This is a genomic window from Salinibaculum salinum, from assembly GCF_037645885.1.
Lineage (GTDB): Archaea > Halobacteriota > Halobacteria > Halobacteriales > Haloarculaceae > Salinibaculum > Salinibaculum salinum.
Genome location: NZ_JBBENW010000018.1, coordinates 1 through 20,879, shown reverse-complemented (window position 1 = coordinate 20,879; position 20,879 = coordinate 1). Strand labels below are relative to the sequence as shown.

Annotated in this window: 15 protein-coding genes, 2 tRNA genes and 2 rRNA genes; 17 read left to right on the top strand and 2 right to left on the bottom strand. The window is 60.5% G+C overall.

Annotation, left to right across the window (positions count from 1 at the left end; genetic code table 11):
• Positions 1-70 precede the first annotated feature (70 nt).
• The 7 genes from WDJ60_RS14645 (at position 71) to WDJ60_RS14615 (ending at position 9,827) form a co-directional block, all read left to right on the top strand.
• Positions 71-1,048 (top strand): phosphoadenosine phosphosulfate reductase family protein, encoded by a 978-nt coding sequence (locus WDJ60_RS14645; RefSeq protein ID WP_340101339.1) that lies wholly within the window; start codon positions 71-73, stop codon positions 1,046-1,048.
• Between the two features lie 240 nt (positions 1,049-1,288).
• The gene (locus WDJ60_RS14640) at positions 1,289-1,774 is read left to right on the top strand and encodes an Lrp/AsnC family transcriptional regulator (protein WP_340101338.1); all 486 of its coding nucleotides are present in this window, start codon (positions 1,289-1,291) and stop codon (positions 1,772-1,774) included.
• 381 nt (positions 1,775-2,155) lie between these two features.
• Entirely contained in the window at positions 2,156-3,643 is a 1,488-nt protein-coding gene (locus tag WDJ60_RS14635; protein WP_340101337.1) for a proton-conducting transporter transmembrane domain-containing protein, read from the top strand.
• On the top strand, positions 3,633-6,038 hold the full coding sequence (locus WDJ60_RS14630; protein ID WP_340101336.1) for a DUF2309 domain-containing protein: 2,406 nt from the start codon (positions 3,633-3,635) through the stop codon (positions 6,036-6,038). Before WDJ60_RS14635 ends, WDJ60_RS14630 begins: the two co-directional genes overlap by 11 nt.
• A 237-nt stretch (positions 6,039-6,275) precedes the next feature.
• Positions 6,276-7,484: a vWA domain-containing protein gene (locus WDJ60_RS14625; protein WP_340101335.1), complete on the top strand. Its 1,209-nt coding sequence runs from the start codon at positions 6,276-6,278 to the stop codon at positions 7,482-7,484.
• 25 nt (positions 7,485-7,509) lie between these two features.
• Positions 7,510-8,754, top strand: a complete 1,245-nt coding sequence (locus tag WDJ60_RS14620) for a serine/threonine protein kinase (protein WP_340101334.1) — start codon at positions 7,510-7,512, stop codon at positions 8,752-8,754.
• A gap of 2 nt (positions 8,755-8,756) precedes the next feature.
• The gene (locus WDJ60_RS14615) at positions 8,757-9,827 is read left to right on the top strand and encodes a PP2C family protein-serine/threonine phosphatase (protein WP_340101333.1); all 1,071 of its coding nucleotides are present in this window, start codon (positions 8,757-8,759) and stop codon (positions 9,825-9,827) included.
• 17 nt (positions 9,828-9,844) lie between these two features.
• Here the strand turns inward: WDJ60_RS14615 and hemE are convergent, their stop codons facing one another.
• Positions 9,845-10,858, bottom strand: coding sequence for a uroporphyrinogen decarboxylase (gene hemE / locus WDJ60_RS14610; RefSeq protein ID WP_340101332.1), 1,014 nt, complete (start codon positions 10,856-10,858; stop codon positions 9,845-9,847).
• A gap of 108 nt (positions 10,859-10,966) precedes the next feature.
• On the opposite strand from hemE, the gene WDJ60_RS14605 reads away from it, so the two are divergent.
• The 7 genes from WDJ60_RS14605 (at position 10,967) to WDJ60_RS14575 (ending at position 15,149) form a co-directional block, all read left to right on the top strand.
• Positions 10,967-11,194 carry a DUF7860 family protein gene (locus WDJ60_RS14605; RefSeq protein ID WP_340101331.1) on the top strand — a complete coding sequence of 76 codons (228 nt, stop codon included), beginning with the start codon at positions 10,967-10,969 and terminating at the stop codon, positions 11,192-11,194.
• An 85-nt stretch (positions 11,195-11,279) separates the two neighbouring features.
• Positions 11,280-11,930 carry an adenylate kinase gene (locus tag WDJ60_RS14600; protein WP_340101330.1) on the top strand — a complete coding sequence of 217 codons (651 nt, stop codon included), beginning with the start codon at positions 11,280-11,282 and terminating at the stop codon, positions 11,928-11,930.
• A 35-nt stretch (positions 11,931-11,965) separates the two neighbouring features.
• The gene (locus tag WDJ60_RS14595; RefSeq protein WP_340101329.1) at positions 11,966-12,850 is read left to right on the top strand and encodes a DUF106 domain-containing protein; all 885 of its coding nucleotides are present in this window, start codon (positions 11,966-11,968) and stop codon (positions 12,848-12,850) included.
• A gap of 47 nt (positions 12,851-12,897) precedes the next feature.
• The gene (cmk, locus tag WDJ60_RS14590; RefSeq protein WP_340101328.1) at positions 12,898-13,476 is read left to right on the top strand and encodes a (d)CMP kinase; all 579 of its coding nucleotides are present in this window, start codon (positions 12,898-12,900) and stop codon (positions 13,474-13,476) included.
• A 2-nt stretch (positions 13,477-13,478) separates the two neighbouring features.
• A complete protein-coding gene (locus tag WDJ60_RS14585) occupies positions 13,479-14,402 on the top strand; it encodes an RNA-guided pseudouridylation complex pseudouridine synthase subunit Cbf5 (RefSeq protein WP_340101327.1) in 924 nt (307 codons plus the stop codon).
• 52 nt (positions 14,403-14,454) lie between these two features.
• A tRNA-Pro gene (locus tag WDJ60_RS14580) sits at positions 14,455-14,525 on the top strand.
• Positions 14,526-14,777: 252 nt separating this feature from the next.
• Positions 14,778-15,149 carry a hypothetical protein gene (locus tag WDJ60_RS14575; protein WP_340101326.1) on the top strand — a complete coding sequence of 124 codons (372 nt, stop codon included), beginning with the start codon at positions 14,778-14,780 and terminating at the stop codon, positions 15,147-15,149.
• Positions 15,150-15,167: 18 nt separating this feature from the next.
• On the opposite strand, the gene WDJ60_RS14570 is transcribed toward WDJ60_RS14575, so the two are convergent.
• Entirely contained in the window at positions 15,168-15,371 is a 204-nt protein-coding gene (locus tag WDJ60_RS14570) for a DUF7501 family protein (protein WP_340101325.1), read from the bottom strand.
• Between the two features lie 585 nt (positions 15,372-15,956).
• Between WDJ60_RS14570 and WDJ60_RS14565 the strand changes: the two genes are divergently transcribed.
• The 3 genes from WDJ60_RS14565 (at position 15,957) to WDJ60_RS14555 (ending at position 20,748) form a co-directional block, all read left to right on the top strand.
• Positions 15,957-17,429: ribosomal RNA gene (locus WDJ60_RS14565) — 16S ribosomal RNA — on the top strand.
• Positions 17,430-17,554: 125 nt separating this feature from the next.
• Positions 17,555-17,622 (top strand) — tRNA-OTHER (locus tag WDJ60_RS14560).
• A 200-nt stretch (positions 17,623-17,822) separates the two neighbouring features.
• Positions 17,823-20,748, top strand: a 23S ribosomal RNA gene (locus WDJ60_RS14555).
• The 16S and 23S rRNA genes sit together here with 1 tRNA gene alongside, the layout of an rRNA operon.
• The last annotated feature ends 131 nt before the right edge of the window (positions 20,749-20,879 follow it).

Here is a 20,879-nt window from a genome sequence, read left to right as displayed (position 1 = left end):
GTATTGCACTGGCTACTCTCATCGTATGCCGAAAATTCTTTTATGCCGGGTAATTATATATCATTATACGATGACAGAGACAGAGACATTTCCGGACTACCTCGACGTAGAGTACACTGCGGGCGAGGGTGAAGAGCCAGCGGATTACCCCGGCATCGAGGACAAACTGGAGAAGGCAATCGAGGTCACCCGCGAGGGACTCGAACAGTACGAGAATCCGGTCGTGATGTGGACCGGCGGCAAGGACTCGACGCTCACGCTGTACTTCATCAAGGAAGTCGCCGAGCGGTTCGACCTCGAGGTCCCCTCGGCGGTGTTCATCGACCACTTCCAGCACTTCGACGACATCCACGACTTCGTCGACCGGTGGGCCGAAGAGTGGGATCTCGACGTCATCTACGCGAAAAACGACGACATCGGCAACTACGTCGAGGAACACGACCTCGAACCTGGCGACGACATCCCCGTCGAGGACCTTTCGGAGCACAACCAGCACCACATCCGGGACATCCTGGAGTACGAGGAGGACACGTTCCCGTTCCTGCTCGATACCTACGTAGGTAATCATCTGCTGAAGACCGTCGCACTGAACGACACGCTCGAAGAGCACGACGTCGACGGCGTCATCTCCGGGATTCGCTGGGACGAGCAGGATGCTCGTGCCGACGAGACGTTCTTTTCGCCGCGTCACGACCCGGACATCTACCCGCCCCACGACCGCATCCAGCCGATTCTCCAGTTCGCCGAACCCGACGTGTGGGAGGCGTTCTGGGGCTTTGTCGTCCCCGAGACAGTCGACGAGTATCCGGACGACGGCTACATTCCCGAAGGTGCCGACGACCTGCCGAACGACCTCACGCAGGACGACATCCCCGTGAGTCCGAAGTACTTCGCCGGCTTCCGCTCGCTGGGCAGTGAGATTTCGACCGACAAATCCGCCGAGCAGCCCGCCTGGCTGCAGGACATGGCGAACACGACCGAGCGCGCAGGCCGCGCCCAGGACAAAGAAGACCTGATGGAGCGCCTGCGCGACCTCGGCTATATGTAAGGCCGGCGTTCTTGCTGTTAGAGACGGTAAAGCTGTCTCGGCATCTCGGTACCGTTGTGCGTTTCTGCCGATTCGTCGGCGCGTCTCCGGTGTTTCGAACTGACGACATGGCGCTCCGTTCTTTTGCGAACCACACCGGGTCTCGGACGCGGACCTGCCGGCTCGCGCGGACCATCTCCATCTGGGGGAATTTCTGAGTAACGTGCAAAGGTAAAGTGTCTATGTCGCAGACACACAACCATGGCTGACGAGGAGATCGACGATGTGGACCGAGCAATCCTGTACGCACTGCAAGAGGATGCTCGAAACATGTCGTCTGGAGACATCGCAGAACGAACCGACACGTCCGACAGTACCGTCCGCAAGCGCATTCAGCGCCTCGAGTCTGACGGCATTATCAAAGGATACAGCGCCGACGTCGATTACCAGAAATCGGGGTACCCGCTCCGAATGCTGCTCTACTGTACCGCTTCGATAGCAGACCGGGGCGATCTTACCACCGAAATTTTAGAGATAGACGGTGTGATATCCGTTCAGGAACTGGTCACCGGTGAACAGAATCTTCTGGTGACGGCTGTCGGCGAGTCGGATAGCGACATCACACCCGTTGCACAGGAACTTCTCGATATGGGGTTGACAGTCGCGGACGAAGTACTCGTCCGGAGCCACGAGACGACCCCCTTCGGCAAGTTCGAGTCCGGAAACAATAGCTATAGTAGCCACTGAAAGCCATTGCACACACGACCGCACGAGTACAGTGCGGTCGATGTGTAAATCGTTTCAGTTGTTACTATGGAGCAGCCGACGCGTTTGATATTCCGTGCGGTCGCGCACTGGACGACTTCCCATCTCCGGCCGAGATTCGGATTCGTCTCTCAGCGGAGTCCTTGATTCTGGTCGCGAGTCTTCTGAGCTGATTTTACTGTCGTGTCAGTAGACTCTTCCGAACTGAAAAACATAACGTTCTATAATACGCCACTTTGAGAACGATCTGGTAATATAGAAGGTTTTAATACCTATTCTGTTCGTAGTTGTGGGTAAGTTCGACCAGAAGCGGCTCGCCGAGTATCTCTCGGTCGCCGTGAAAGGTCACACATGGACTGAACGATGTCGGGACACAACTCGTCGACAACGGTTGGATCGATTTCGGACACATCGGCGGAGTCGCCGGTCGTGCCCGTGGTACTTACGTGGCTGATGTGGTCGATGTTGGTTGCAAGTATCGCGACACTTGTCATCCGAGTCCAGACCGGAGCCTCGTGGGAGATACCTGGACTGGTCGCAATCGACGGACTGACTGTTCTGATGTGGGTGGTCGTCGCCTTCTTCAGCGGTATCGTCCACAGCTACTCGCGCCGGTACATGGCGGGCAGTACCCACAAAACGGCGTTTTTTGTCACCGTGTTCGGTTTCACGGTCGCCGTGATGGGGCTGGTCGCGGCCGACCACATCGCCCTGTTCGGCCTCTTGTGGCTGGCGATGGGTCTGCTGATGGCGAGACTCATCGGTCTCAGTAGCGGCTGGAAGCAAGCACAGGCAGCAGCGGCGGTCGCCCGCAGGTACTTCCTCGCCAGCAGTGTACTCCTCGGTGTCGCGCTAACGGCACTGTGGTGGACGACCGGCGCGACGACGGTCTCCGGTATCGTCGTTGCCACTGATACATTCGGTGGCCCAGTGTGGCTGGTCGCCGCCGGCGCGCTCGTGCTCGCGGCGATGATCCAGTCTGCCTTGATTCCGTTCCACAGCTGGTTGCTCTCCTCGATGACCGCCCCGACCCCGGCATCGGCACTGATGCACGCCGGGTTCGTCAACGCGGGCGGTATCCTGCTGACCCGGTTTGCTCCGGTCATCACCGTCGATTCGACGCTCATGCTCGCGGTGGTCGCGGTCGGAGGGGCCAGCGCCATCGGCGGGAAACTCCTGAAATCAGTCCGGACGGATATCAAGAGCAAACTCGGCTGTTCGACTGTCGGCCAGATGGGGTTCATGATTATGCAGGCCGGTCTCGGCTTTTTCGGGGCCGCTATCACGCATCTCATCCTGCACGGATTCTACAAGGCCTATCAGTTCCTGAGCTCGGGTGGCCATGTCGAGCACACGAGTCCAGGCGCGGCCACTCCGCCCAGAACAGGGCCGATGACGAGCGTCGCCGGGCTCGCTGTGACACTGCTGACCGGCCTCGCCGGCGGCGTGTTGTTCGCGGTGCTGACGGGGAAAGGGACGACAGTCGATAGCGGTCTGCTGTTGACGTTCTTCGTGGTTTTCGCGACACTCCACGCAGCCCGCAACGCGGTCCAGCACACCTCGCTTCCGGCGATAGCCCGCTACGGGGCCATCCCGCTGGTCTTCTTCCCGGCTATTCTCATCTACGCCGGGGTCTATACAGGGGTTTCGGGGCTCCTGATGGGTAGCACGGCGGCGACCGAACTAACGTCTCTGCACGGTCTCATCGCCGTCGTCTTCGTCGGCATCTACGTCAGCATCGAGACTGGCATTCACGAACGCAGCCAGCGTCTCTACGTGGCGCTGTTGAACGCCAGCCAACCATCCTCGGACACTGTCCTGACTTCCACGGAGGACTACAATGAGTACTGAACCTACCATCCACGACAGTATCGACAACGCAGCGACCACCGTCGGCTCCCTCTGGCCCATCCACTCGTTTGTGACGGCCAACCCCCTCTCGGGACTCGAGGACCTGCCGTTCGGTGACGCGGTCGAGCAGGCGTCTGACCTGCTCGGCGGCCGCGGCTACCCCAGTGCCGAGACGTTCCGGAGGGCGCTGCACCGCGGTCGGATAGACACGGAGCTACTCGAAGCGGAACTCGCAGAGGCCGGCTACGACGACGATCCCGAGACGCTGCTCGACCTCATGGCCGACGCGACCGACGCCACTGGGAGCGATGCCGACGCCGCTGTCGACCACGTCGACAACGTGGTAACGAAGTGGCTCTCGGCCTTTCTCGATGAGGGAAGCGCGTACTGGCCGATGCCGAACCGCGACGCGGGATTCTACGCCGCCTTCCGCGAGGTGGCCGAGTACGACAACGAAATCCCCGCCGAGGGAATTGTCGCTGACCTTCCCGAGACGCCGACCGAGGCCCTCGAGATGGTGCTGGAGTCGTATCCGGACCACCAGTGGGAACCCATCTTCGAGGAGCAACTGGCCGCGCTCCCGGGCTGGACGGGATTCATCAAGCAACGCGTCGATGCCGAGAGCGAGTGGCAGTCGGCATACCCGATTTCGCTGGAGGGATACCTCGCAGCACGTCTGGCACTGCTGGATGCCGTTGGTGCCGATATCGAGCCCTCGGCCGACGGTGCCGACCTCAATCCTGCCGACGAACTCGCGGGGGCGTTCCTGCGCGCGTGGGAGGCGACCTACCGCGGTGAGCTCGTCGAAACCGTCGCCGCAGAGAGCCAGTCGCTGGCCGACAGCGATACGTCGGGTCGTCCGGATGCACAGCTGGTCTTCTGTATCGACACCCGCTCGGAAATCATCCGCAGGCATATCGAGGCAGTGGACGACTACGGGACGCACGGATACGCCGGCTTCTTTGGTATCCCGATCGAGTACCAGGGATACAGTGCCGATGTGTCGGTCGATGCCTGTCCACCGATTCTGGAACCGCAACACCGCATCACCGAGATTCCGACCGATGACGACACGCAGGCAAGCCACGACCGCTGGTCTGGTATCCGCGAGGCTGCCGACGAACTCATCGAGACGGTAGCGGCCAACGCCGCCACGGCCTACGGCTTCGTCGAGAGTACGGGGAGCGGCTACGGTCTCGCACTCGCCGCCCGCACGCTCCTTCCCGGGCGGATGTACGACCTGTTCGACGCCACTGACGAGCGGGTGCCCGACGAGCACGAGTTCTGTGACCCGCTCGTCCACCACCAGCACACGTACGCTGGCGACTTGCCGGTCGGGCTGACCACCGAGGAGAAAATCGAGTACGCCGCTACCGCGTTCGAGTTGATGGGCTGGGAGGAGTTCAGCCGCCTCGTCGTCTTCACTGGTCACGCCAGTGAGACGACCAACAATCCCTACGATTCGAGTCTGGACTGTGGGGCCTGCGCCGGCAACCCCGGTGGACCAAATGCGCGCGTGCTCGCAGCGATCTGCAACGACGCCGACGTCAAAACGGCGCTCCGTGAACGCGGCTTCGATATTCCCGACGACACCGTGTTCCTCGCTGGCGAGCACAACACCACGACCGACGACATCGAACTGTACGACGCCGACGTACCAGAGAGTCACGCCGACGACCTCGAGCAGTTGCGGGCCGATCTCGCCGCTGCTCGCGAGCGCGCGACCGCCGAGCGGGCCGAGTCGATGGGTGCCGACGCGACGTCTGGCATCAGCGAGACGGAACGCCGTGCTGCCGACTGGGCAGAAACCCGTCCAGAATGGGGATTGGCCGGCAACGCCGGGTTCGTCGTTGGTCCCCGCGAACTGACGAGCGACCTCGATCTCGACGGCCGCGCGTTCCTCCATTCGTATGACTGGTCGACCGACCCCGACGGGGACGCGCTGGAAGCGATACTTACCGGACCGATGGTCGTCACTCAGTGGATCAACAACCAGTACTACTTCTCGACAGTCGACAACGCCGTCTACGGGAGCGGGTCGAAAGTGACTCACAACCCCGTCGGCAATATCGGCGTCTACCAGGGGAACGGCGGTGACTTGATGACCGGCCTGCCGCTGCAGTCTCTCATGGTTGCTGACGACGAACCGTACCATCAACCGCTCCGCCTCTCGACGGTCATCCACGCGCCGGTCGAACGTGTCAACGCTATCCTTGCTGACCACGAGGAGTTGGCGAACCTACTCGACAACAACTGGCTCTCGGCTGCAGTTGTCGACCCGACTCAGGACCACCGTGCGTTTTGTTACGAGAGCGATTTGGAATGGACCCCGATGTCCGTGCGGCCCGAGGCAAACCCACCAGAGCAGACCGCGCCCGCAGTCGCAGACGACTAACACGAGACAGATATCGCCCGGCAAACACCGTTTTATCGTCCCGATGGTACAGCTACGGGCCTCCCGAACAGATGTGATCCGATGCAATACATGTCGGCTACTGACAATCCATTCGGAACGAAAGTCGGGTGAACCCGTTTGACGCACAGAAACGCGCAGTTTCGTGGGCTAGCGCGAACCGATACTTCGACTGATATGGTGCAAAAATACATGGGGGATGGGCAACAGGTGACGGGTATGACAGCAGAGATACGGACCGACGTCAACCGGCCGAACGTCCCGACGAGCGGGACGACGATTACGGCGGAGGTCGACGTCGAACCGGGAGAAAAGCAGGAGGCGGTCCAGCGCCATATCGCGTTGTGTATCGACACCAGCGGCTCCATGGGTGGGCGCAAAATCGACCGCGCACGCGACGGGGCGTCGTGGGTGTTCGGTCTCCTCGACGACGACGATTACGTCAGCATCGTCGCCTTCGACAGCGAGGCCGACCTGGTGATGCGGCCGACGCGCTGGGGTGACATCTCCCGAGACGAAGGGATGACCGCCGTCGAGGAACTCTCGGCAGGCGGTGGAACCAACATGTTCGATGGACTCCGAACCGCCCAGAACGCCCTCGAAGCGCTCGGGATGCGCGACGACGTGACCGACGGCACGGCCGTCCGACGCATCCTCCTGCTCTCGGACGGCAAAGACAAGCAGAACGACCCGCCGGATTTCGAGCGGTTGGCCGGCGACATCGACGAGTCGGGTATCCGCGTCGAGTCGGCCGGCATCGGCGAGGACTACAACGAGGAGACGATTCGGACGCTGGGCACGACCGCCCGCGGGGAGTGGACCCACCTCGAAGCCGCTGGCGACATCGAGGAGTTCTTCGGCGAGGCCGTCGAGCAGGCGAAAAACGTCGTCGCGCCCGACGCCCAGCTAGAACTCGATGTCGCACCAGGCGTCGAAGTCACCGACGTGTATCGTGCGCTCCCGCAAGCTCAAGATGTGAGCCTTGACTGGGCGGACAACACGGCAGTCGTCAAACTACCAGACCTCACCGAGCGGGAACACCAGCGCGTCGTGATGAAGATTCACGTCCCCGAACGGCGCGGCGAGGAGGGGTCGGTCGACCTCGTCGACGTGACGCTCACCGCCCGCGGCGGAGAGGCTCGCGACACCATCGCCGTCGACTACACCGAGGACAACACGGAACTGGCCGAGCACAACGAGGAGGTCCAGCTTGACCACCAGCAGACGGTCATCCAGACCGAACTGGGGAAGGGTAACGTCGAGCAGGCCGAGACGCAGGTCGAGCGGATGACGAAGATTCACGGCGAGGAGACCGAAATCGTCCAGGAAGTCGAACGCCAGACGGAACTCGTCAAGGAGGGCGGGCGTGCCGAGCGCAACAGGGCGACCAAGATTGTCAGCGACGACGAGGACGGGATTCAGAAGTGAACCCAGTGAGCGCAACTGACCGACGATGACTGCACTCCCGGATGTCGGCCACCGTATTGGCGGCCGCTACGAACTCACTGCCGAGGCCGGAGAAGGTGGCTTCGCCAGGGCGTACGAGGCCGTCGACACCACGACTGGCGAGCCGGTCGCGGTGAAGGTTCCCAACTACGAGGGGTCGAGCAACGACCCGGCAGTCATCGACGAGTACTTCCAGAAGGAGGCGACGACGCTCCAGCAGATTAGCGACGCTGGCGGCCATCCGAACGTGATGACGCTCTACGACCAGGGGACGGAGGGTGACCTCGACTTTCTCGTCGTGGAGTTCATCGACGGCTACGAACTCGACGAGGCAATCGAGCGGACCGGACCGCTGACCGACACCGAGGAAGTCCGCCAGGCTGGTATCGACCTCTGTGACGCGATGAGTTTCCTCCACGAGAACGAAATCGTCTACCGGGACCTGAAACCGGACAACGTGATGATCTCCCAACGGAACGGCCGCCCGACGCCGGTGCTTATCGATTTCAACACCGCGACCGGATTCGACGCATCCGGCTCTGCAGCCGATTCGGGAACGACGATTCTCGGCCCGTACAAACCACGGGAAGTCGCCGATGCCGGCCGCTCGGACGCCCGGCAGGGACCGTGGTCCGACGTGTACTCTATCGGCAAAATTGTTCTCTTCCTGTTGAAGGGAACCGTTCCGAAGATGGACGGCATCAACCCCCGAGATTTCGGTGTCGACTGTGACCCCTACCTGGCGGACATCGTCGAGCGGGCGACGCAGGCGGACTACGAGGACCGCTACGCCAATGCTACGTCGATGAAACACGTCCTGACGGCCAAAGACCCGAGTCCACCACCGAAGGCGACCATCACCTATCTCCAGGAAGGCGAGCAGTTCTCCGTCTACCCCGGCGACACGGTCGGCCGCCGATTTGCGAAGGGACCGACGCCCTCCATCGCTATCGAGGACGACGAGGAGTACATCTCGACGGTGCAGGTGCAGTTCGACATCGATAGCGAGGCTGGAACGGGGCAAAATCAGTGGTTCCTGCGCGACCGCAGTCTCAACGGGACGTACGTCCAGACGGGCGACGGGTGGCAGCGGGTCCTCGGCGAGACTGGCCGCAAACGACTGCGAGAGAAAGGCGAGGACCCGACCGACCGCCACGGGAACGTGCCGCCGACCACCCATCCGCTGTCGGACGGTGACCTCGTCGCACTGGTCCACCCCAGCTATGGCGTGACCTTCCAGTTCGAGGCATGACGATGCGATACGCAACTAACTACGACATCGGCGACCGGAAACGCCCGACGGGTATCAACGAGGACAGCGTCGCCCTCTCGGTCTTCGAACAGGGGCACCGCGAGGGATATCGCGGCCAGACCAGAACTGTCCAGACGAGCGCAGGCGACCGGGACCTGCCGGCCAACCGCAGCGCCGCCGCCTTCGTCCTCGCTGACGGCGCTGGCGGCCACGACGCCGGCGACGTGGCGTCGTATATCGCCACCACAATAGTCTGCGAACAGCTCGCACAGGTGGCCGTCCGGGCCGCTCGCGCGGACCCGGCGGATTTCGACGTAGACATCGAGCGTACACCGTCAGTTCCCGACGCTGCTGACCTGCGCGAGGCAGTCGACGACGCAATCAACGCCGCTCACCGCGCCATTATCGCCAACGCCGTCGAGAGTGGGACGGGCGCGTACACGACGGTCGTCGCTGGTATCGTCGCCGACGGGCAGGTCCACTACGGATGGGTCGGGGACAGTCGCGCGTACGTGCTCAGTCGTGAACGCGAGACGATCGACCGCCTGACGAAAGACCACGCCGTTGTCGAGGAGATGCACGACCGGGGAGCGGTCGACGCCGTCGCGGCACACGTTCACCCTCGGGGCAACGAGATTACACGCGCGCTCGGGGGCACGCCCGCGGAGGACCCCGAGACGGCCGCAGTCAGCGTCGAGACCGAGTCGGTGCCACTGTACGCGGAGGACCGACTGCTGGTGACCAGCGACGGACTCATCGACGCCCAGACCGACGCGCCAGACCTGTACGACCGGTACGTCGACAGCGACCGCGCCGACGACGTGGCCGCGGAGATACGCGAGGAAGTCGTCACCGACGACGAGATTCGGGACGTGGTGCTCGGCGCCGATTCGCTCGACACCGCGGCGGCGGCGCTCGGCGAGCTGACCAACGACCGGGGCGGGAAAGACAACTTTTCGGCACTGTTACTGGCGGACGAGATGCTACCGGAGACGCCAGAGGACGTACCAGTCCGAGCTATCGACGAGAAACCGGTCGAGGACCGCGAGACAGTGATTATTCCGGAGGAGTGAGTGGACGCAATCTTGCTTCAGACCTCGCGGTCAATGCTCTTTGCCGTCTCGACGAACGCACGGACCGACTCCACCGGCGTGTCTTTGTTGACGCCGTGACCGAGATTGAGAATGTGTCCCTCCGGCCCGGCGGCGTCGATAACTTCTCTGGTCTTCTCGCGGACGAACTCGGGGTCGCCGAAGAGATACGACGGGTCGAGGTTCCCCTGGACGGGCATCCCGTCGAGTTGTTCCCGGGCGTCGCTCATCTCGACGGTCCAGTCGAGCGCGACAGCGTCGGCCCCGCTGTTGGCCAGCAGGTCGAGTCGGCCGCCCATCCGCCGGACGAAGACGATGGTGGGGGCGTCCAAATCCGAGAGAATTTCGCGGTGAAGCGGCAACACGAACTCCCGGTAGTCTTCGGGCGTGAGCGCGCCGGCGTAGGTGTCGAACAACTGCACCACGTCCGCACCGTTGCCGATCTGGAATTCCAGATAGTCCTTGACCACATCGGCGAACGAGGACAGGAGCGTGCGAAACGCCGCCGGGTGCTGTGCGCGGAGTTGGCGGAGGGGCATGTTGGTCCGGGACGGACCGCCGGCGGCGGCGTAGGAGGCCAGCGTGAAGGGACCGCCGGCGAAGCCGATAATAGCGGTCTGGTCACCGACGCGGTTGTTGAGACGAACGAGGAGTTCGCCGACGTAGTCGAGTTCCCGAGTCACGTCCGAGTGCGAGCGGTCCACGTCGTCGGGGCCGGCGACCGGGTTGTCGACGACGGGGCCGACGCCGCTCTCGATGTGGTAGTCGAAGCCGAGCGGTTCGAGGACGGTGAGGATGTCCGAGAACATGACGAGGCCGTCGGGCTCGTAGTACTCCCAGGGGAGGAGCGTGATCTCCTCGGCGATTTCGGGCGTCTTGATGGCCTCCAGAAAGCTGTAGTCCTCTCGAATCTCGCGGTACTCGGGGATGTGCCGACCGGCCTGGCGCATCAGCCAGACCGGCGGGCGCTCCGTGCGTTCCCCACGGGCGGCGCGCACGAGCAGGTGGTCCATTGACTCGACCTTGGCGGGTCGGGGGCTAAGGGTTTCGGATACGTACTTCCCGCGCAGGACACAGTGGAATAGCAACGTTTAGGGGTCGACTGAGTGGTATCTCTGGGTATGAGTCAGACTGGTTCGATGGACCACGCAAAGCGCGCTAAACAGGGATTTTTGCTCGGTGCCGGACTCTTCGCCGCGGGCGCACTCGGTGAACTTGTCGGGCACGCACTGTTCGCCGAACTGCCGGGCTGGGAGCAGGCGCTGCTGTTCAACGCTGAGGCCGCCGGCATATTGATCGCACTGTTTGCCCCGCTCGTGTTTGGCGTCGTCCTCCCGCTGATCGAGTAGCTGCTTTCACGGCGTGGTCGATTCCCAGCCCGTGACCCGCCCACATTTGGACAATCATTTAACCCCTGCCGGGGTACCCTGGATTATGAGTGCACCGCGAATCTTGATTATCGGACCACCAGGTGCTGGCAAAGGAACGCAGAGTGCGAACATCGCAGAGGCGTACGGCGTCGATCACATCACGACCGGCGACGCACTCCGCGGGAACAAGGACATGGACATCTCGGATATGGACACCGAGTACGACACCCCCCGCGAGTACATGGAGGCAGGCGACCTCGTCCCGGACGAAGTCGTCAACGCCATCGTCGACGAAGCGCTCTCGCAGGCCGACGGCTTCGTCCTCGACGGCTACCCCCGGAATCTCGACCAGGCCAAGGAACTCGAAGAGATGACTGACCTCGATGTCATCCTCTCGCTCGACGTGTCCCGCGAGGAACTCATCGACCGCCTGACCGGTCGTCGGGTCTGTGACGACTGTGGCACAAACTTCCACGTCGAGTTCGACCAGCCCGAGGAGGAAGGCGTCTGTGACGAGTGTGGCGGCGACCTCATCCAGCGCGACGACGACAACCGCGAGTCAGTCGAAAACCGCCTGGACGTGTTCGAGGAGAACACCAAGCCGGTCATCGACCACTACGACGGTGACGATTCGTTCGTCGCCATCGACGGCGAACAGACTCCCGACGACGTCTGGGCGGACATTCAGGATGCCATCGACGCCCACGTGGAGTAAAAAATTGATTACCACTCGCCACTTGCTATAGACTAATGCCACGCACCGCACAGAAAGTAGACGACCTCGCTGCCGAAGGGGAGTCGATGATAGACGCCCTGGAGGAAGTCCTCGCTGTCGCAGAGGAGCAAGGGACCGTCACCTGGAGTGATGTCAGCGACGACATCACGAGCGGCGAATGGGGGCGTCTCATCGAGAAAGGGTTGCTCGTCGATGCCGGTGGCGACGGGTTCGTCATCGACGACCCGGAAGGGATTCACGAGGCGCTGGGAGATGCAGACCCAGCCGCTGATGATGATGGTGACGGGAGCTGGACAAAATACGATAAAGCGGCCGCTGTGGGCGTTCTCGCGCTCTTTGCTGGCTACTCGCTCCAGTCGGTTCGGTCGGAAATCGCCGGTGTCATCGACCTGTTTATGGGTCCCCTGGCAGAGACGCTTCCGTTCTACGTCGTCGTGCTGATTCTGGCGCTCATGACCGGCCTGTTTACGACTATCCTGCAGGACAACCTGATGGACGACAACGTGATGGGCGACTATCAGGAGCAGAACAAGCGCCTCAAGGAGAAGCGCGAGCGGGCCAAAGAACAGGACGACGACGAACTGATGGAGGAAGTCCGCGAGGAGCAGATGGAACTGATGTCCGAGAACATGGGAATGTTCAAGGCGCAGTTTCGCCCGATGGTCTGGATTATGCTCCTGACGATTCCCGTCTTCCTCTGGCTGTACTGGATGGTGCTGGACGTGGGCGTGAGCGTGACCGGCCCGGCGATGGTCCTGCCGATCTTCGGCGAGATAGCGAATTGGCGGACTAGCGTGCTCGGCCCGATTCAGCTCTGGCTCATCTGGTATTTCCTCTGCTCGATGGGGTTCAACCAGATACTCCGCAAAGCGCTGAACGTCCAGACGTCGCCGACCTGATCGCGGCAACTCGCAACCTCTTTTAGTCCCACCGACGGAGGTGGGTTATGTTGATTACCGTCTCCGGTCCGGGCGGCAGCGGCAAGAGCACACTCGCCGCGACGCTGGCAGACCGACTGGGGTACGACCATCTCTCTGGTGGGGATATCTTCAGAGAGATTGCGGCCGAACGCGACCTCTCGCCACTGGAACTGAACAAACTCGCGGAGGAAGACGACCAGATCGACCGCGACCTGGACCACCGTCTTCGCTCGACCGCTCGCGACAGCGACGACCTCGTTCTCGAATCGAGACTCGCGGGCTGGATGGCCGGCGACTACGCAGACCTCCGTCTCTGGCTCGACGCACCCATCGACGTGCGTGCCACCCGAATTGCCGAGCGCGAGGAGAAGCCAGTCGACCAGGCCCGCGAGGAGACACGGGCCCGTGCCGACAGCGAAGCGCTGCGTTACCAGGAGTACTACGGCATCGACATCCACGACCGCTCGATTTACGACCTCGTCATCAACACCGCACGCTGGGGTCCCGAGGGCGTCCTCACGCTCGTGGCCGACGCCATTGAGAACTACGATGCGGACGCTGACGAGGGTAAATACCCAGTTAGCGGCGTCACATACGACTTTTGAACATGCTCCGTGGCCCGCCCGCCGAGCGTTCGCCGGCTGCCCTCCTCTCATTTGGCGTCGTCAACCTCGACAAACCACCGGGGCCGTCGGCCCACCAGGTCGCGGGCTGGGTCCGGGACATGGTCGACGACCGTCTCGCCGCTGCCGGTGTCGACGAGCGCCTCGGGCGGGTCGCCCACGGCGGGACGCTCGACCCCAAGGTCACCGGTTGTCTCCCGATCCTGCTCGGCGACGCCGCCCGGTGTGCGCGGGTCTTCGACGACAGCATCAAAGAGTACGTGACTGTCCTGGAACTCCACGGCCAACCACCGGCCGACTTCGAGGCCGTCCTCTCGGAGTTCGTCGGACCGCTCTATCAGAAACCGCCGCGAAAGAGCGCCGTCCGCCGCGACCTGCGCGTCCGGGAAATTCACGACCTCGCTGTGCTCGAACGGGACAGCCGACAGGTCCTCTTGCGCGTGCGTTGTGAATCGGGGACGTACATTCGAAAACTGTGTCACGACATCGGCCTCGCGCTCGGGACGGGCGCGCACATGGGTGCGCTCCGCCGGACGGCGACCGGCACGTTCGACGATAGCGCGCTCGTGACGATGGAGGACCTCGCCGACGCGCTCGCGTTCTGGACCGAGGACGGCGATACGTCTTCGCTCCGATCGGTGGTCGACCCCGCCGAGCGTGCGCTTGTCGAACTCCCGCGCGTGACTATCGCGCCCAGTGCCGCCCGCGAGGTTGCAGAGGGTGCGCAAGTGTACGCACCGGGAGTTATCGACGCTACCCCAGCAGAAACCGGCGGTGCGGTCCCGACCGAGGACGAACCGGTCGTCTGTGAGACGCCAAACGGTGCAGCGGTCTGTCTCGGAACGCTCGTCGCCGACCCCGACGCAGCGAGTGGACTCGTCGTCAGACTCGAACGGGTACTGGTCTGAACGGCGGGCGAATCGAAGGGCTTAATCCCGGGACAGTACTCTCCCCGAGTGCGGGACCGTGGGGTAGCGGTATCCTCGGCGGATGGGGTCCGTCGGACCTGAGTTCGAATCTCGGCGGTCCCACTTTTTGCGGAGCAAAAATGAGAGTACAAGAACGAGCATAGCGAGTTCTCGACGGTTCCACTTCTTCATCGGGACGAATTCGTGAACGACGTGTGAAGAGTTGGGCTACGGAAGGCTCATTTCGCTCGTCTTCCGACAGCCGCACCCCGTTTCGTACTGGATGAAAAACCAGACCCAAAAATTCTGCAACCCAAGCAGTTGAATCGGGTCATGGTGGCAAGGGTTTATTTGACAGGCTGCCTGATGATTGGTATGCCAATTGATACCAATTCTGAAGTGTGGCAATCAACCGACCGTGCAGGATCCACGCGTACTGAGATACTGGAGTTCTTCAAGGACAATCCCGACAAGGCCTATACAGTAAACGAGATATCTCAAGAGATACTCGGTGTCGACGTTTTCGAAGTCCCCGACGTAGATGGTGAAATCGGAGAAATCCTTGGAGAAGTCACAGTACAGCAAGCGAATAAATCGATGTACGAGGCGTTTGTGAAAAGTCATCTCTCTGCTCTCGTTTATACTGGTGAAATCTACGGGAAACCGATTCCAAATGAGGCACTGGATAACGACGTATCCGACGGGAAAACTTCGGTATACAGCTATTCATCGTCGACAAGCCCGTAGGCGACTCTGTCGACGAGATTAGCCGCCCCACTCTCCGTTTACGTCGCCTGCGATGTTCTCGCGCCACGTCTCAAATCGCTCCTGGCAGGTGTCGGTTGCTTCTTGCTGACTGTGGTCGACGAATCCAGCCCCTCCGTCTGAGAGTGGCTGCCCGCAAACTGGACAGTAATCCGGATTATCCCAGTTCGGTGCATCCGATAGGGGGTGAACGTGGTCGCTCATACTGGGGGCTGGCAATGCAACGATATCAACTGGTAGCCGGAACAGGCCAGCACTGTCTCCGCCGTGTGTCGGAACGTGCAACGAATTCGTGAGCGACGAGTACCGGAGCAGTGGCTACGAACGGACCGCTTCGCTCGATGGTACGCCAGGCATAGTCACCCACATAGTATCAACTTCCATTATATATTTAGAATATGTAAAGAGCCGTTACGTATTGTGGTCTCAGTTCTCATACGGCCTGCTCTATCGACGCATATTTATATACACCTCCCATCGAATGGAATGCACACGAAAGATGGCGCATGGCGGGGTCGCCCGCTACGCCATCACGCTCTAGACGGAATTTCTCCGTCGATGATGGCGATGTGACAGAGAGATTGCAGCCGCAGTCTCTCTGGCTCCCACGAGCGATCGTGGGGCTCGACGAAAGATGAGGATTCCACCCCTGCGGTGACCCCGTACAGATGGTATCTGATGTAAGCCTTGACAGTTCGGTGATGTATTATCGATTTGTTCGATGTACTGTCACCAACTGACGGACAGAGACATAGCGTGTCTCCGCCAGCCCCCTGATTATCAGGGAACATTCCGGTTGATCCTGCCGGAGGCCATTGCTATCGGAGTCCGATTTAGCCATGCTAGTCGCACGAGTTCATACTCGTGGCATATAGCTCAGTAACACGTGGCCAAACTACCCTACAGACCAGTATAACCTCGGGAAACTGAGGCCAATCCTGGATACTGCTCTCACGCTGGAACAGCAGAGAGCGGGAAATGCGTTTGTGCTGTAGGATGTGGCTGCGGTCGATTAGGTAGACGGTGGGGTAATGGCCCACCGTGCCCATAATCGATACAGGTCGTGAGAGCGAGAGCCTGGAGACGGTATCTGAGACAAGATACCGGGCCCTACGGGGCGCAGCAGGCGCGAAACCTTTACACTGCACGACAGTGCGATAGGGGGACTCCGAGTGCGAGGGCATACAGTCCTCGCTTTTGTACACCGTAAGGTGGTGTACGAATAAGAACTGGGCAAGACCGGTGCCAGCCGCCGCGGTAATACCGGCAGTTCGAGTGATGGCCGATCTTATTGGGCCTAAAGCGTTCGTAGCTTGCTAGTCAAGTCTGTCGGGAAATCGACGTGCCTAACACGTCGGCGTCCGGCAGAAACTGACCAGCTTGGGACCGGAAGACTCGAGGGGTACGTCCGGGGTAGGAGTGAAATCCCGTAATCCTGGACGGACCACCGATGGCGAAAGCACCTCGAGAGCACGGATCCGACAGTGAGGAACGAAAGCTGGGGTCTCGAACCGGATTAGATACCCGGGTAGTCCCAGCCGTAAACGATGCCCGCCAGGTATGGCGCAGGCTACGAGCCTGCGCTGTGCCGCAGTGAAGACGGAAGCGGGCCGCCTGGGAAGTACGTTCGCAAGAATGAAACTTAAAGGAATTGGCGGGGGAGCACTACAACCGGAGGAGCCTGCGGTTTAATTGGACTCAACGCCGGAAATCTCACCAGCACCGACAATGTGCAGTGAATATCAGGTTGATGACCTTATTGGAGCCATTGAGAGGAGGTGCATGGCCGCCGTCAGCTCGTACCGTGAGGCATCCTGTTAAGTCAGGCAACGAGCGAGATCCGCACTTCTAGTTGCCAGCAACACCCTTGTGGTGGTTGGGTACACTAGGAGGACTGCCGCTGCTAAAGTGGAGGAAGGCGCGGGCAACGGTAGGTCAGCATGCCCCGAATGTGCTGGGCAACACGCGGGCTACAATGGCCGAGACAAAGGGTTGCAATCTCGAGAGGGAGCGCTAATCCCCTAAACTCGGTCGTAGTTCGGATTGAGGGCTGAAACCCGCCCTCATGAAGCTGGATTCGGTAGTAATCGCGTATCATAAGTGCGCGGTGAATACGTCCCTGCTCCTTGCACACACCGCCCGTCAAAGCACCCGAGTGAGGTCCGGATGAAGCCATCATGCGATGGTTGAATCTGGGCTTCGCAAGGGGGCTTAAGTCGTAACAAGGTAGGTCTAGAGGAATCTGGACCTGGATCACCTCCTAACGACCGGGACTGGGGTTCGCCCCAGCCCACAAGTCCTATCACTTCCCGTGGTAGGCATCGGTGACAGCCAGCCGTTCTGGCTGGATACTGGACTGTCAAGGCTTATTTCCCTCTTCGGAGGGATGGCCGGTAGCTCAGTGGTAGAGCGCTGTCGCGAGACAGTGGCCTCGGTTCGATTCCGAGCTGGTCACTCCCGCGGACGGAACGTCCGTCCGCACTAACCAATGCACCATCCCGCGAAAGCGCGGTTGGGAAGGGTACGAGTCGCCGCAGTTACCCCTGCGTGTGAACGATGACGACCGTGTGTACGTGCAATCCAGACGTCAACTGGACCCGTTTCATCGTGGAACGTGTGTCCGACTATTAGGAGCTGAGCTTTGCTCAGTTCCGCATCGAATGGCTACTATGCCATTTGGTGGATGGCTCGGCTCGAGCGCCGATGAAGGACGTGCCAAGCTGCGATAAGCCCAGGGGAGCCGCACGGAGGCGAAGAACCTGGGATCTCCGAATAGGAATCCTCATCGCAATTGCTTTGCGCAATGGGGAACGCCGGGAATTGAAACATCTCAGTACCGGCAGGAAAAGAAAACGCAATGTGATGTCGTCAGTAACCGCGAGTGAACGCGACACAGCCCAAACCGAAGCCTTCGGGCAATGTGGTGTGTGGGCTGATGTTCATCGCCGGAACCGTCTCAAGAAGTCTCCTGGAATGGAGCGCGAAACAGGGTGAAAGCCCCGTACTGAGGCCTACTATGGCGTGAGTCAGTACCCGAGTATCGGGGGTTGGAAATCCCTCGTGAATATGGCAGGCATCGACTGCCAAGGCTAAATACGACTCGAGACCGATAGCGAACAAGTAGCGTGAGCGAACGCTGAAAAGTACCCTCCGAAGGGAGGTGAAATAGGGCCTGAAATCAAATGGCGATGGAGCGACGGGGCATACAAGGTCCTGTGATAAACGACCGAGAGGTGACTCTCCAGTAGGACTCACAGGAAGCCGATGTTCCGTCGTACGTTTTGAAAAACGAACCAGGGAGTGTGTCTACGAGGCGAGTCTAACCCGAGTATCGGGGGAGGCGCAGGGAAACCAATATGGCCGCAGTGCTTTGCACCAGGGCCACCGTGTTCAAGCGCGGGGAGCCCCGTTGACACGACCCGAAACCGGACGATCTACGCGTGGGCAAGGTGAAGCGTGCCGAAAGGCACGTGGAAGCCTGTTAGGGCTGGTGTCTTACAATACCCTCCCGTGACCTACGTGTAGGGGTGAAAGGCCCATCGAGTCCGGCAACAGCTGGTTCCGACCGAAACATGTCGAAGCATGACCTCCGTTGAGGTAGTTCGTGAGGTAGAGAGACTGATTGCCGTGTCCGCCCTCGAGAGAGGTCGGCGCGGCTGTCAAACTCCGAACTCACGGACGCTGTCGACGCGGGGAGTCCGGTGCGCGGGGTAAGCCTGTGTACCGTAAGGGAGACAACCCAGTGCTAGGTTAAGGTCCTCAAGTGTGGACTAAGTGCAATCCTCTGAAGGTAGTCTCGAGCCCTAAACAGCCGGGAGGTGAGCTTAGAAGCAGCTACCCTCTAAGAAAAGCGTAACAGCTTACCGGCCGAGGTTCGAGGCGCCCAAAATGATCAGGGCTCAAGTCCACCACCAAGACCTGGCCGCAGGAATGACATTCCTGACCGAGTAGGTCGGCGATCCGATTGGATGGAAGCACGGGTGAGAACTCGCGTGGACCGATTGGATACGAAAATCCTGGTCACAGTAGCAGCGATAGTCGGGTGCGAATCCCGACGACCTTACGAGCAAGGGTTCCTCGGCACTGTTCGTCAGCCGAGGGTTAGTCGGTCCTAAGTCACACCGCAATTCGAATGTGACAAAAGGGAAACTGGTTAATATTCCAGTACCATCATACAGTGAAAGTCGACGCTTTGGGGAAGTCCGGACCGGGTTTTCGCCCGGTCGAATCACCGAACTCCGTGGAAGCCGTAATGGCACGAAGCGGACGAAGGGTGAGATAGCGCAAGCCGGCCGTACCTAGAGCCCGTGAAAAGACGAGTATGATGTCCGTACCGAGATCCGACACAGGTGCTCAGGCAGCGAAAGCCAAGGTCTGTCGGGAACAATCGACGTTAGGGAATTCGGCAATCTAGTCCCGTACCTTCGGAAGAAGGGATGCCTGCTCGGGAAACGAGCAGGTCGCAGTGACTCGGGGACTCGGACTGTCTAGTAACAACATAGGTGACCGCAAATCCGCAAGGACTCGTACGGTCACTGAATCCTGCCCAGTGCGGGTATCTGAACACCTAGTACAATAGGACGAAGGACCCGTCAACGGCGGGGGTAACTATGACCCTCTTAAGGTAGCGTAGTACCTTGCCGCTTCAGTAGCGGCTTGCATGAATGGATCAACCAGAGTCCCGCTGTCCCAACGTCGAGCCCGGTGAACTGTACGTTCCAGTGCGGAGTCTGGAGACCCCCAAGGGGAAGCGAAGACCCTATAGAGCTTTACTGCAGGCTGTCGCTGGGACGTGGTCGCTAATGTGCAGCATAGGTAGGAGCCGTTACACAGGTACCCGCGCTAGCGGGCCACCGAGGTATCAGTGAAATACTACCCGTTAGTGACTGCGACCCTCACTCCGGGAGGAGGACACCGATAGCCGGGCAGTTTGACTGGGGCGGTACGCGCTTGAAAAGATATCGAGCGCGCCCCAAGGCCATCTCAGCCGGGACGGAGACCCGGCGAAGAGCGCAAGAGCAAAAGATGGCTTGACAGTGTTCTTCCCAACGAGGAACGCTGACGCGAAAGCGTGGTCTAGCGAACTTTTGTGCCTGCTTGATGCGGGCCAAAAATGACAGAAAAGCTACCTTAGGGATAACAGAGTCGTCACTCGCAAGAGCACATATCGACCGAGTGGCTTGCTACCTCGATGTCGGTTCCCTCCATCCTGCCCGTGCAGAAGCGGGCAAGGGTGAGGTTGTTCGCCTATTAAAGGAGGTCGTGAGCTGGGTTTAGACCGTCGTGAGACAGGTCGGCTGCTATCTATTGGGGGTGTTTTGGTACCTGACGGGAACGACCGTATAGTACGAGAGGAACTACGGTTGGTCGCCACTGGTGTACCGGTTGTCCGAGAGGGCACTGCCGGGTAGCTACGCGACACGGGGTAAGAGCTGAACGCATCTAAGCTCGAAACCCACCTGGAAAAGAGGTACCGTCGAGGTCTCTCGTAGAAGACGAGTTCGATAGACTCGGGGTGTACGCACCGAGGTAACGAGGTGTTTAGCCCGCGAGAACTAACTGACCGAAGCCACCATTCATACGCATAGGACGCACTGACCCGTTGATTCGGGTTCAGGCGTAAACTGGATTGCACGTACATATTGGTTTGACCGACACATGGTATTCCGGACGAGCGTCCGGAGCCCGGGAGACAACTTCTCCCGGTGCAGC

Excerpts from the sequence above, each read along its gene's own strand:
- WDJ60_RS14635 (WP_340101337.1), top strand. The coding sequence starts at position 2,156 with ATGTCGGGACACAACTCGTCGACAACGGTTGGATCGATTTCGGACACA.
- hemE (WP_340101332.1), bottom strand. The coding sequence starts at position 10,858 with ATGGACCACCTGCTCGTGCGCGCCGCCCGTGGGGAACGCACGGAGCGC.
- WDJ60_RS14625 (WP_340101335.1), top strand. The coding sequence starts at position 6,276 with ATGACAGCAGAGATACGGACCGACGTCAACCGGCCGAACGTCCCGACG.
- WDJ60_RS14595 (WP_340101329.1), top strand. The coding sequence starts at position 11,966 with ATGCCACGCACCGCACAGAAAGTAGACGACCTCGCTGCCGAAGGGGAG.
- WDJ60_RS14585 (WP_340101327.1), top strand. The coding sequence starts at position 13,479 with ATGCTCCGTGGCCCGCCCGCCGAGCGTTCGCCGGCTGCCCTCCTCTCA.
- WDJ60_RS14640 (WP_340101338.1), top strand. The coding sequence starts at position 1,289 with ATGGCTGACGAGGAGATCGACGATGTGGACCGAGCAATCCTGTACGCA.
- WDJ60_RS14615 (WP_340101333.1), top strand. The coding sequence starts at position 8,757 with ATGCGATACGCAACTAACTACGACATCGGCGACCGGAAACGCCCGACG.
- WDJ60_RS14575 (WP_340101326.1), top strand. The coding sequence starts at position 14,778 with ATGCCAATTGATACCAATTCTGAAGTGTGGCAATCAACCGACCGTGCA.
- WDJ60_RS14570 (WP_340101325.1), bottom strand. The coding sequence starts at position 15,371 with ATGAGCGACCACGTTCACCCCCTATCGGATGCACCGAACTGGGATAAT.
- cmk (WP_340101328.1), top strand. The coding sequence starts at position 12,898 with ATGTTGATTACCGTCTCCGGTCCGGGCGGCAGCGGCAAGAGCACACTC.
- WDJ60_RS14645 (WP_340101339.1), top strand. The coding sequence starts at position 71 with ATGACAGAGACAGAGACATTTCCGGACTACCTCGACGTAGAGTACACT.
- WDJ60_RS14630 (WP_340101336.1), top strand. The coding sequence starts at position 3,633 with ATGAGTACTGAACCTACCATCCACGACAGTATCGACAACGCAGCGACC.
- WDJ60_RS14620 (WP_340101334.1), top strand. The coding sequence starts at position 7,510 with ATGACTGCACTCCCGGATGTCGGCCACCGTATTGGCGGCCGCTACGAA.
- WDJ60_RS14600 (WP_340101330.1), top strand. The coding sequence starts at position 11,280 with ATGAGTGCACCGCGAATCTTGATTATCGGACCACCAGGTGCTGGCAAA.
- WDJ60_RS14605 (WP_340101331.1), top strand. The coding sequence starts at position 10,967 with ATGAGTCAGACTGGTTCGATGGACCACGCAAAGCGCGCTAAACAGGGA.